Raw genomic sequence first — 12166 nt, forward strand, 5'->3', positions numbered from 1 at the left:
CCGGCTGCCAGTGCTTAATCCAACTGCGGATGCAGCAGGGATGGCGCGGCCCCCAAGAGCTTGCGAGTATAGGGGTCCGATGGGTGGTTCAGAAGGGTGTCTGCGTCGCCTTCCTCGACCACCTTGCCCGCGTTCATCACGGCGATGCGATCCGAAATGTAGCGCACCGTTTGAATGTCGTGCGAAATAAACACCATCGCTAACCCCAGTTCTTTCTTAAGGTCAGACAGCAAGTTCAGAATCTGGGCACGCACGGAAACATCAAGGGCGGACGTGGGCTCGTCAGCGATGATGGCTTTCGGGTGCAGGGACAGGGCACGGGCGATAGCCACACGCTGCCGCTGCCCCCCGGAAAGCTGACCGGGCAGGGCATTGAGAGCTGACAGCGGCAAACCTACCAACCCCAGCAATTCCCGCACCCGTTTATCCCGAGTTTCTTCGGTGCCAATCTTATGGACACGCAGCGGATCAGCTAGTTGATCCTGCACTGTCATTCGCGGATTCAAGGCGGTTGCAGGGTCTTGGAACACCACGGACACGACAGAACCAATGTGGCGCCGGTGAGCGGCGCTGCGCTTGGTAACGTCCTTGCCCATAAAGAAAACCTGGCCCTTCGTCGCCACCTGCAGCCCGCACATGACGTTGGCGGTAGTGGATTTACCACAACCGGATTCGCCAACAATACCCAACACCTTGCCGGGCATAATCTTCATGTCCACTCCCTGCACCGCGTGGACGTGGTTGGGACGGAAGAGTGAACCGGTCCGGGCTTTGAACGTCACTTCAACGTTTTTCAGTTCGATGATGGGAGTGTCCGGGTCAGAAATCAGGCTCTGAGCATCTGTTTCAGCAGGTATAGCCTCACTCATGATTGTTCCTCCTTTCCATTCGGAACATATCGGGGTGCACGCTGATAGACCCCTTCCTTATTGGGAAGGGCGGCATAGACGTGCTCGGGACCGACCAACTCGAACTCCAGCGGGATGTCCGCGCCGTATTCGGGGTGCGAGGAACGCGGCGCGAACCGGTCGCCCACCGTAAAGTCCTGTGGGGAAGGAACAGTCCCCGGAACCTGGTGCAGACGCCCCGAACCGGATTCGATAGAAAGCACCGCACCCAACAGGCCGCGAGTGTACTCGTGAGTCGGATTCTCCAGCAGCTCGGCGGTCGGAGCCTGTTCCACCACCTGACCGGCGTACATGACGGTAATCTTGTGGGCGACTTCGGCCACCAAAGCCAAATCGTGAGACACGAAAATCATGGCGAAACCGAGCTTGTTACGCAGTTCGTTCAACAGGTCGATGACCTGCTTTTGCACGGTCACGTCCAGTGCCGTGGTGGGCTCGTCGGCGATAACCAGCTGGGGGTCACGAGTCAGAGCCATCGCAATCAGAACGCGCTGGCGTTGCCCACCGGAAAGTTCGTGAGGGTAAGAATCCAACGTTCGTTTCGGATCCAATCCCACCAATTCCAACAGTTCCTCGGCGCTGCGGGTGCCGCCGCGCTTGGTCAGCTGCTTCATTTGTGACCGGATGAGCATCGCCGGGTTCAATGAGGACAGGGCATCTTGGTAAATCATGGCCATTTCGTGACCCAGCAGGGCGTGGCGTTCCTTCCGCGTCATCTTGAACAGGTCTTTGCCCTGGTAGAACGCTTCGCCGGAGATTTCTGCCCGCGGGTCAATGAGGCCCATAATCGTCAGGGCGGTAATCGATTTGCCGCAGCCGGATTCTCCGACCAGGCCCATCGTTTCTCCCGGCCGTACGGCGAAAGATACGTGGTCGACCACGTTCACATCGCCATGGCGCGGGAACTTGATGCACAAATCTTTCACTTCCAGCAGCGGTTCACCGGTGAAGTTGTCCTGCATGCGGTCTTGGCGCTTTTGCTCAACTTCGCGCAGCGCGTCGAGGCGGGCACGCAATGATTCGGCCTGTTCTTGGTAAGCGCGGCGCGGGTCGAGCAGGAGGGCGTCGGCTTCGCGGTCGGCGGTGTTTTGTTCGACCTTTACCGGAGCTGAAGCCGGGGCTGCCACCATTGCGTCCGTGATGCCTTCTGAGAGAATGTTCAAGCACAGCACGGTAATCATGATGAGCAAGCCGGGGAACAGCGCTGTCCACCAGGCGCCATGGTTGATGGAGCCGTTCGTGGAGGCATCAGACAAGACGTTACCCCAGGTGGGAACCAAGCTAGACTTCAGGCCGGTGCCGATGAAGGTCAGGGAGGCTTCTAGGATGATAGCGTCTGCCACCAGCACCGTGGCAAAAACCAGGACCGGAGCCGCGGTGTTGCGCACCACGTGCTTTGTCAAAATCCAGGGAGCTCTGGCGCCGGAAACAATCACTGCCCGCACGTAGTCTTCACCGTAAGCGGACATGACGTTAGCGCGCACAATTCGAGCTAGCTGCGGAATATAAACGAAAGCAATTGCGATAATGATGACTGTAACCAAGCCGACTCTATTGCCGGGAGGAAATATCCCGCTAAAGACCAGAACCATAACCGCCGCCATAGCGATGCCAGGAACAGCCATGATGATGTCCATGATGCGCATGATGACTTCCGAAATCCATTTGCGAACCACGGCCGCAACCGAACCGATAATGGATCCGATGACCAGGGCGATAAAGGTCGCGGACAAGCCGATAATCATGGAGTATTTCCCACCTAACAGCAGCCGGGACAATACATCGCGTCCCGCAGAATCGGTGCCGAACAGGTGAATCATACTGGGAGCTGATTCCTTGCTGCGCGTCGCCTTCACCGCCGCCGCCATCGCATCGGTATCGACGAAACTGGCGGAGTAGGGAGCCAACAACGGAGCCAAGGCCGAGATAAGCGCCAGTACCAGCAGCACAATGACAGCAATCCGGGCACTGACCGACATGTTGTTCCAACGCCGGAAACGAATCTTTTTCCCTGATTCGACCGCGGTAACAAGTTTCTTTGTTTGACTCGTCATAGCACTACACCGACCTAATCCGGGGGTTAATCAACAGGTAGAGCATGTCCACGATGATGTTGACCACAATGAACGCCAAAGCTACCACCAGGGCCGCAGCCTGGACTATGGAAACCTCACTCTTGGTGATGCCGTCCACGAGGACGCGACCCATGCCCCTCATGTTAAAGATGATTTCGATAACGACCGCGCCGCCCATCAGATAGCCGACCCGCAGGCCCAAGACCGTCACCGGGGTAATCAAAGCGTTACGCAAAACGTTGCGTCCGATGACGACGGGTTTCGGGATTCCAGCGCCGAGCGCGGTACGCACATAGTCACGATCGAGTTCTTCGACCACCGAGGTTCGCACCACTCTGGTCATCTGACCGATAACGGGGGTGGCCAGCGCTATTGCAGGGGGTAACATACGGGTCAACCACCCGCCAAAGTCATCAAAGAATCCCGGGACCGGCCCTGAAACTGGCAGGATTCCTTTGAAAGAACCGAGAATCCACAGCACCAGCATGGTCGCCAGCCAGAAGCTAGGAGTGCCGATAAAGATAACCGACAGAACACGAATGACCTGGTCAGGCCAACGGTCACGATAGATAGCAGCCAAAACGCCCAGCGGGAAAGAAATCAGCACCGCGATAAAAAGGCCCAGGAAAGTCAGCTGCAAAGTCACCGGCAGCGCCGGGGCAATCAGGTCAGTGACCTGGTGGGACGTGCCCACGCCGTAAATGCCAAAGTCACCGTGACACAGAGCGACCAGGTAGTTAAAGTAGCGCACCAGCACGGGAATAGGTTTGCCAGTAGGGCTTCCGTCATCGATGACGTATCCGTGGGAAACATTGAAAGCCTTTACTTGGCCGGGGTCTGAAGCGTTGTCACCCAAAGCCATCCAAGCAGGATCCAGAGGCGACAGCTCCATCAGGAAGAATACAAGCAGCGTGACCCCAATTGCCATAATTGGCAAGGCAATCAATCGCCGCCCGATGAGTCGAAGCAGGTTATTCACAAGTTTTCACTCCTTTTAGGAGTTATCGGAAAGGTTTTTTCTGGGTGGACCAAGCGCCTCGCCGTGGGTCTGTCCCGTAACTAAAGATGAGTGGCACAGGTTTGTCGGGAGGGCGTTCCCGCGAGAGGGAAAGCATCCCTCCCGACAAACTCTGGGGCGGCGCGGGTTACTTAACCGTTACGCCGATAAGCTGCAGGCCAGTTACCCCAATGGGTGTCAGGTTGCTGACCTTGTCCTCCTTGTAACCGGTGTACAGAGTGTGGAACACCAGCGGGTACATTGCCGCCTGTTCAGCGATGGCGTCCTGCACCTTGCCCCACTCGGTCTTGGCATCATCGCCAGTGGCTTTACCGGCAGCATCCATCGCGTCAACCAGGGCCTTAGCAGCAGCCGGGTCGGACTCGCTCAAGCGGAAACGTTCGTCCATCCACAACGGGCTGTAGAACCATCCCGCAGTCAGAATGCCGGGGTCGGCACCGAACACCGAGGCATCGCCAGGAGCGATAACGATGTCAAAGTCTCCTTGAGCGACGTTGTTATTCCACACGTCGCCGGAAGCCTTGCTGTCTAGGTGTACCTTCAAGCCCACTGCCTCCAGGTTCTGTTTAATCTGGGGGCCCATAGCGGCAATCCAGGTATCGGTGGTGGTCAGCACGTTAACAGTCGCGCCTTCCGCGCCGCCTTCCTTAAGTAGGGACTTGGCTTTATCCGCGTCGAAAGTAAACTGAGTTGCGGCTTTCTTGTGCATCGGGTTGTATTCCGGCAAGAAAGAATCCGGTTCCGTACCGGCTCCGACCAAAGCGGTATCAATCAGGGTCTTCTTGTCGATAGCGGTCAGCACGCCCTGACGAGTCTTGTTGGAGTTGAACGGCGCCTTTGTGGTGTTGAACACAATCATGCCGATACCATAGCCAGTCGCGCCTTCGACCTTCCATCCAGCAGCTTCCAAATCAGAAATGCCAGAGGGATCGACAGCTTCGACGACATCTGTGGTGCCATCCAAAGCCGCGGTTTGCCGAGCGTTAGAGTCACGGTTGCAGTCGTAGTGAATCTTTTCCACCGTGGCCGGGTTCGGTCCGTTGTAGTTCTCGTTGACCGACATGTCCACCGTGGTATCGGTGATGGAATCGTACTTGTAGGGGCCTGAACCAACCGGTTTGGAAGTCATGTCATCAAAGGTGGAGTCCTTGGGAACGACTTTGATGTCAGCCAAACGTGTCTTGAGGAATTCCATCGGCTGATTGAGTTTAATCGTCACCGTGGTGTCATCTTTGGCTTCGATGGAATCAATGAAAGTGATGAAAGCCGCGTAGGGGCTGGTCACATCGGTTCCACTAGAGTCCTTTTCGCCGTCCACGATGCGCTTGTAGGAAGTCACGACATCCTCAGAGGTAACGGGAGTTCCATCACTGAACTTGGCTCCGTCACGCAACGCGACTTCGTAAGTTGTATCGTCGATCTTGGTCGGCTCATCGTCTTTTGCCAAAGCCTTATGAGCTGTGAAATCAGAGTAATCAAACTCGTAAAGACCCTCTACTACCTGCAGGTTCGCCCCGACAGCCAAAGCTGAGGAGGTGTTTAGAGGGTGCCAGTTAGTCGTGTCATAAGCCGCGAACACGTTGAGGGTGCCGGTGGGGCCAGCTTCCGGTTTGTCTCCAGCGTTGTCCTTCGGCGCGTCGCCTCCGCCACAAGCGCTCAGAGTCAGGGCGCAAGCAGCTGCAAATGCCGCCAGGCCAGACAGATGACGTTTCTTAAAGGGGGATGTCATTTTCGTTGCTCTCCTCATTGAGTAGTAGTTAATCCTTGCGAACTGGATTACCTACAAGAGTAACAGGATACAACTTGTCTGACAAGCATTTTGAATGATTTTCTGAAAATTCACTGAATTCTATTGAAATCACAACGTTTTTTCGCACCAGAACAGTCGTTCACAATTCTCTAAATAGTGATGTTATACTGATATACCCTATAGCCTGTCTGATAACCTGCTATAGTTCCATCATGCTTTCAGAAACAGGTTCACCAGCAAAGAAGCTCCGAAAAACTCGAAGCACTGCCGTTGAGGACAGCTCAGAAAAAATTAAGAACTACATCACCCAAAACAATCTCTCACCTGGGGATTGTCTGCCCTCCGAATCTGATCTATGCACAATCCTCAACGTCTCGCGCTCCTCGGTCAGAGAGGCTTTACGGCGTTTAGAAGCATTACAAATTGTGGAAGTTCGCCGCGGAATCGGCGCTTTCGTCGGTTCGCTGTCCATGTCGCCGCTGGTGGAAACCTTGGCTTTCCGCACCGTTATGATGAGCCGAAATAACCTGGAAGGATTGCGCGAAATCGTGAAGGTTCGCCGTTACCTTGATTTAGGCATGGCTCAAAAGGTTTGTGACACCCTCAAAGGCATCCCTCAACCGGGTCTGGAAACTCTGGTGGAGTTGATGGAACGGCGAGCCAAAGCAGGCAAACTGTTTTCAGATGAAGATTACGCATTTCACGACGGAATCTTAGCGCTGCTCGACAATGAGGTGATGCGCCAGCTAGTGGGGTCATTTTGGAAAGTCAATGTTGCCTCACTTCCCCAATTGGGTACTCCTTCTACGGAAAGCCTCATCACCACCGCGACATCTCACCGGGCTATGCTCAATGCTGCCATCAACGGTGACGTTCACGCCTACCGTCAGGCCGTCATGCAACACTATGCACCAGTTGAACAGACTCTGCACCTGACCTAAAACCCTCAATGCATTTCGCGAGAATCCGGCACAACACCACTGTCTCCGCCTACTTTTACCGAACTGAGCGGCGCAGGGAGGGCATAATTGAGCCATGAAAGCAATCATGACTGTAACCGGAATCGACCACACCGGGATTATTGCGGCGGTAGCCAATGCCTGCGCCGCCCAGAACGCCAATATCACCAACGTTTCCCAGACCCTGATGGGTTCGTACTTCACGATGATTATGCAACTGGAGCTGGACGACGCCCCCACCTCCCTGACGAACTTGCAGGAGACCATGACTGAGGTGGAACATTCCCAGAACCTGGAAATCCGGGTGCAATCTGAAGCTATTTTCAACGTCATGCACACCCTGTAATCGCCCACTATCCCCATCACGAACCCCGTATCCGCCCCGGAAGATGACCGGGAACCCTTCTGAATCCCCTATTGGAGCAAGACAATGAGTTTAGACACCGAGCGACAAATCATGGAAACCATCCAGATGATTTCCGAGGACAAACTGGACGTGCGCACCGTCACGATGGGGCTGTCGCTGCTGGATTGTGCCGATTCTGACGTGGCGCGCGCCTGCGCTCGTATCGAGGATCGTATCGTCAAGGCCGCATCGCGCCTGGTGGCGACCGCCGGCGAGGTGTCGCGGGAGTTCGGGGTGCCGATTATCAACAAGCGGATTTCGGTCACGCCGATTTCCCTGGTGGCGGCCGCTTGCCGCACTTCAAACCCGCTGCCCTTTGCGCAAGCGTTGGATCGCGCCGGTAAAGCTGTCGGGGTCGACTTCGTGGGCGGGTATTCCGCGTTGGTCGAGGCGGGGGCCACACACAGCGACCTGGCCCTGATTGATTCCATTCCCGAGGCTCTGGCCAGCACGGATATCGTGTGTTCGTCGGTCAATATCGGTTCTACCCGCACGGGTATCAATATGTCGGCGGCGCGACGCATGGGTCAGGTGGTCGTGGATACAGCACAAGCGACCGCCGCGGCTGACGGGATTGGGGCGGCAAAGCTGGTCGTGTTCGCCAATGCGGTGGGCGACAATCCATTCATGGCCGGAGCGTTTCACGGGGTCAGCCAGCCCGATACGGTCATTTCAGTAGGGATTTCTGGGCCAGGAGTGGTGCAGCGCGCCTTGCAGACGGTGCGGGGGCGCCCTTTTGAGGAATGCGCCGAAGCCATCAAAAAATCGGCATTTAAGATAACCCGAATGGGCCAGCTGGTGGGGCAGACCGTGGCGCAACGCCTGTCCGTACCTTTTGGAATCGTGGATTTGTCGCTGGCTCCTACGGCGGAAGTCGGCGATTCCGTGGCGGCGATTCTGGAAGAAATGGGCGTCTGCGCAGTCGGCGCGCCGGGCACTACCGCCGCACTGTTTTTGCTCAATGACGCGGTGAAAAAGGGCGGACTGATGGCGTGCTCGATGGTGGGCGGCTTGTCGGGATCTTTCATCCCCGTTTCGGAGGACATCAATATGATTCACGGCGTGCAGCACGGTTCCATCACGATGGCAAAACTCGAAGCCATGACCGCGATTTGTTCGGTGGGCCTGGACATGATTGCGATTCCCGGCGACACCAGCCCCGCTACGATTACCGGTTTAATCGCTGATGAGGCCGCTATAGGCACCGCTTCGGGCAAGACTACCGCGGTACGGGTCATACCGGTTCCAGGCAAGGGCGTGGGGGACAGCGCCAACTTTGGAGGCCTGCTGGGGTGGGCGCCGGTGATGGAAGTTTCCCAATTTTCCTCCGCCGATTTCGCGGCTCGCGGCGGGCGGATTCCCGCCCCGGTGCATTCCTTTAGAAACTGATTTCCGCAGGTTTTCAACAAATTGTGACGCCGCGCGGGTTTATTTCCGCGCACGAAATAAAATTTGTATTGACCGGTCAACTCAGCTGCCCAGGCGTCATGGAAACCGTGACTCTGACCAACACACCTCCATCATGCCCCCACAATTCACGGCCTAACGGCCCTGCAATTCACAGCTTAGCTACCCGAAAGTCGCGTCATCTCAAGGATTCACGCAGAAGCTCAAGGCGGTGATTAAGAGCGAGAGAAAGCACGCGAGGCATCTGACCACGGACCCCGAAACGCGCTAGCGCTCCTGCGAAGCCCAGAGGAAAAGCCGCGCTCACCCCTAGTGAATGGTGACCTTGCCGATGACCTCGTGGGCTTTCGCGCGCGCCTGGTCGGTGTCGACCCCGGTCGCTAGGGCCACGGCCATGCGTCTGCCCACGTGAGCCACCGGCTTGCCAAAGATTCTCAGCTGCGCGTCCGGACTGACCTGCAGGGCCGCGTCCACACCTGTGTAGCGCGGCTGGTCGGACTCGACGGGAGACTTCAGGGGAACCGAAGCTCCGGCCCTGACATCGGGGAACATGGCCGTGTCCACAGGCAGCCCCAAAATTGCCCTCGCGTGCAGGTCAAACTCGTTTTGCGGCTGGGTAATCATGGTGACCATGCCGGTGTCGTGGGGGCGTGGGGAGAGTTCCGAGAAGTACACGTCCTCACCTTTGACGAACATCTCGACCCCAAAAATGCCCAGCATCGGATTGTCGGCGTCCGCATTTGCGGACTCACCGCTCGCCGCGGCCGCCCGCGCGGTGTCGGCTGCCAGCGCATCGAGAACTTTCTGGGCAGTGACCTGGGCTTTCTTAAGGATTTCAGGTTTCATCGCTTGGGGTTGCCAGGATTCCACATAATCCCCGGAGGACTGCCGGTGTCCGATTGGCGCGCAAAAGCTGGTGCGAACCTGAGTCGGATTGTCAGGATCCAGGTGGCGCACGCTCAACAGGGTGATTTCGTAGTCAAAAGCGATTTCGCCCTCCACGATGACCCGCCCGGTATCGGCACGCGCCCCGGAGCAGGCCTCCTCCCAGGCGGCGGGCAGGTCCTCGGCACGCTCCACGCGAGACTGGCCATGCCCCGATGAGGACATGGTGGGCTTCACGAAACAGGGAAACCCGACCTTTGCGGCTCCCTCCTGCAGTGCCGCCAACGAGTCGGCGAAAGCAAAAGGCGAGGTCAAAACGTTTGCTGTCGTGGCGGCCAGGGTGCGGATGCCTTGGCGGTCAAAAGTCAGTTCCACCACTCGTGAGGAAGGTACGACTCGCGTCCCCTCCCCCGCGGCCGCAACCAACGCGGTGGAGGCGAGTTTCTCGACTTCAGGAACAATGAGGTCAGGACGCACAGCCGCAATCACGGCCTCGAGGGCCTCGGCATCAGTCATGTCCAACAAGCGATATTCGGTGGCGACCTGCATGGCGGGCGCCCCCGCGTATGAATCGCAAGCGACGACCTGGCAGCCCAGTCGCTGCAGGGAAATCGTCAGTTCTTTGCCCAGCTCGCCCGCGCCGAGCAGCAAGATTTTTACCGGAAAAGTCAGTGGGAAATCGCTCATGAATCTATCCTAGCTTTTCCCCGCCGCGACTTTTGCCGGCCTTTAGGCAGCACGGGGTGGTGTTATTTCTTTTTCCCGGTAGCACCCATATAGATACCGATGAGGATCATGGCGACGATAATCGACACAATCCACTGAATCCACTGCACGCCGCCGTTGGCATTGGTGTAGCCGAACAACTTAACCAGCCAGCCGCCGATACCGGCGCCGAGCGCCCCGAGGATGATGGTCCACAGGATGCCGATAGGCTGCTCACCGCGTTTAAATAGTCTCGCCAAAGCGCCAATCACCGCGCCGGTCACAATAATTCCAATGAGCTGTCCCATAAATTTATCCTTTCTTTATGGCCGTTCCAGATTCGGAATCGGCCTTTTCAGGCTATCAAAACCTCCCGTGAGGCGCTGAACAGGGAGTTTGTTCGCGTGCGACTGCGGCGGCTTTTATAGCGCCCCCGCTCGTCCCCAGCCTTTCCCATAAGCTAGAGAATTCTCAGTTTCGCCACCCTTTCGACTACGATAAGGGAAAACTGTGGCATGAACCCGCCTCACCGGATTCTGAGCTAGATTAAGGAAACCTTGTGACGACCCCTTCCTCCCCCTCCGAACCGCCCGTAGTGACAGACAACACCGCTACTGGGCCCAGCCACCACGGAGCACAGACCGCGCACCGTTTCGCTACCCACTGGGGTTTCGTGCTGGCCTCCGTAGGTTCCGCCGTGGGCATGGCTAATGTGTGGGGCTTCCCCTATAAGCTCGGGAATAATGGCGGGGGCGCTTTCCTGCTCATCTATATTTTCTTTGTCGTACTGTTCACCTACGTGGGCCTGCCCGCCGAGTTCGCCAACGGCAGGCGTGCCCGCACCGGTACCTTGGGAACTTACCGGTCCGCCTGGGCCACCCGTGGGAACCGGGCAGCCAAGGTCGGAAGTGCATTGGGCTGGTTGCCCTTGGCAGGCTCGCTGTGTATCGCGATTGGATACGCCGTCATTGTGGCCTACGTTTGCAAAGCGCTGTTCGATTCCCTGACCGGGACACTGATGAAAACTGATACCGAAAAATGGTTTGATTCTTTTTCTGGAACCGGTTTCTCGGTCGTGCCGTTCCACATCATCGTCGTAGTGGGGACGTTGATTACCCTGTTCCTCGGGGCGAAAAGTATCGAAAAAACTAACCGCATCATGATGCCGGTTTTCTTTATCATCTTTGTGATTTTGGCAATTCGCGTGGCTCTGATGCCGGGCGTTATCGAGGGCTATGTGTTTATGTTGACCCCGCGTTGGGAGGCCCTCATCAACCCTATTGTCTGGGTGTGGGCGATGGGTCAAGCGTTCTTTTCCCTCTCGATTACCGGCAGTGGCATGATTGTCTACGGCGCTTACCTGCCCGATGACGAGGACGTGGTGAAAGTTTCGCAGCGCACCGGTTTCTTTGACACTCTCGCGGCAGTGGTGGCAGCTCTGGTCATTATTCCCGCGTGTTTCGCTTATAACACTGACGTCGGAGCCGGGCCAGGCCTGCTGTTTGTGACCCTGCCCGCCATCATGCAAGATATTCCACTGGGTCAGCTGTTCGCGGTGATTCTGTATGTCGCCATGATTTTCGCCGGGGTCAGTTCACTGCAAAATATGTTTGAAGCCGTGGGCGAATCGCTGCTGCACCGGTTCCCGCGCCTAAACCGCACAGTCGTGTTGGTCGGCTTGTGCGTACTGGCGCTCGGAGCGGGCTTGGGCATGGAAGCGATTAGCTCCTGGGGCCCGTGGATGGATTTGGTTTCCATCTACATCATTCCGCTCGGAGCGAGCGTGGGCGCTATCACCTGGTTCTGGGTCATGAAGAAGGACGAATTGTTAGCGGCGATTAATCGGGGAGCCGCGCGGCCTCGCGGGACTTTCTGGCTATCGGTGGGACGTTTCGTCTATGTGCCGCTGGCCATCATTTTGTGCGCCATCGCTCTCATCGGCAAGGTCGCATTCTAGGGATTTTAGCTCCGGAATATCTCCGTTCATGGTGAACGCAACGGGCATCCCGTCACTGCTCCCAGCGCCACAGTTTACTGATTATAGATGCCACAA

The 12166-nt window shown here is 56.8% G+C and carries 10 protein-coding genes; 4 read left to right on the forward strand and 6 right to left on the reverse strand.

Annotated elements, in window-relative coordinates; all coding sequences use genetic code 11:
- Positions 1 to 14: 14 nt before the first annotated feature.
- The 4 genes from AC5LBQ_RS00065 to AC5LBQ_RS00080 form a co-directional block, all read right to left on the reverse strand.
- Positions 15 to 869: an ABC transporter ATP-binding protein gene (locus tag AC5LBQ_RS00065; RefSeq protein WP_295028759.1), complete on the reverse strand. Its 855-nt coding sequence runs from the start codon at positions 867 to 869 to the stop codon at positions 15 to 17.
- Complete coding sequence (locus tag AC5LBQ_RS00070) at positions 866 to 2962, reverse strand: dipeptide/oligopeptide/nickel ABC transporter permease/ATP-binding protein (protein WP_295028761.1); 2097 nt, start codon at positions 2960 to 2962, stop codon at positions 866 to 868. The genes AC5LBQ_RS00065 and AC5LBQ_RS00070 overlap by 4 nt, the downstream gene beginning before the upstream one ends.
- Positions 2963 to 2966: 4 nt before the next feature.
- Positions 2967 to 3962, reverse strand: a complete 996-nt coding sequence (locus AC5LBQ_RS00075) for an ABC transporter permease (protein ID WP_282921254.1) — start codon at positions 3960 to 3962, stop codon at positions 2967 to 2969.
- Between the two features lie 166 nt (positions 3963 to 4128).
- The gene (locus AC5LBQ_RS00080) at positions 4129 to 5730 is read right to left on the reverse strand and encodes an ABC transporter substrate-binding protein (protein ID WP_307741257.1); all 1602 of its coding nucleotides are present in this window, start codon (positions 5728 to 5730) and stop codon (positions 4129 to 4131) included.
- Positions 5731 to 5963: 233 nt separating this feature from the next.
- On the opposite strand from AC5LBQ_RS00080, the gene AC5LBQ_RS00085 reads away from it, so the two are divergent.
- The 3 genes from AC5LBQ_RS00085 to AC5LBQ_RS00095 all read left to right on the forward strand — a co-directional run bounded on the left by AC5LBQ_RS00085 (position 5964) and on the right by AC5LBQ_RS00095 (position 8505).
- Positions 5964 to 6692 carry a FadR/GntR family transcriptional regulator gene (locus AC5LBQ_RS00085; protein WP_295028766.1) on the forward strand — a complete coding sequence of 243 codons (729 nt, stop codon included), beginning with the start codon at positions 5964 to 5966 and terminating at the stop codon, positions 6690 to 6692.
- A gap of 94 nt (positions 6693 to 6786) precedes the next feature.
- Positions 6787 to 7056: an ACT domain-containing protein gene (locus AC5LBQ_RS00090; RefSeq protein ID WP_307741258.1), complete on the forward strand. Its 270-nt coding sequence runs from the start codon at positions 6787 to 6789 to the stop codon at positions 7054 to 7056.
- Between the two features lie 84 nt (positions 7057 to 7140).
- A complete protein-coding gene (locus AC5LBQ_RS00095) occupies positions 7141 to 8505 on the forward strand; it encodes a PFL family protein (RefSeq protein WP_493264246.1) in 1365 nt (454 codons plus the stop codon).
- 327 nt (positions 8506 to 8832) lie between these two features.
- Here the strand turns inward: AC5LBQ_RS00095 and purT are convergent, their stop codons facing one another.
- Both purT and AC5LBQ_RS00105 read right to left on the reverse strand, forming a co-directional pair.
- Positions 8833 to 10095: a formate-dependent phosphoribosylglycinamide formyltransferase gene (gene purT, locus AC5LBQ_RS00100; protein ID WP_493264247.1), complete on the reverse strand. Its 1263-nt coding sequence runs from the start codon at positions 10093 to 10095 to the stop codon at positions 8833 to 8835.
- A 62-nt stretch (positions 10096 to 10157) separates the two neighbouring features.
- Entirely contained in the window at positions 10158 to 10421 is a 264-nt protein-coding gene (locus tag AC5LBQ_RS00105; RefSeq protein WP_297590833.1) for a GlsB/YeaQ/YmgE family stress response membrane protein, read from the reverse strand.
- Positions 10422 to 10672: 251 nt separating this feature from the next.
- Here AC5LBQ_RS00105 and AC5LBQ_RS00110 point away from each other — a divergent pair, with 251 nt between their 5' ends.
- Positions 10673 to 12070, forward strand: coding sequence for a sodium-dependent transporter (locus AC5LBQ_RS00110; protein WP_493264248.1), 1398 nt, complete (start codon positions 10673 to 10675; stop codon positions 12068 to 12070).
- Positions 12071 to 12166 lie beyond the last annotated feature (96 nt).

This window comes from Mobiluncus sp. (genome assembly GCF_985070215.1).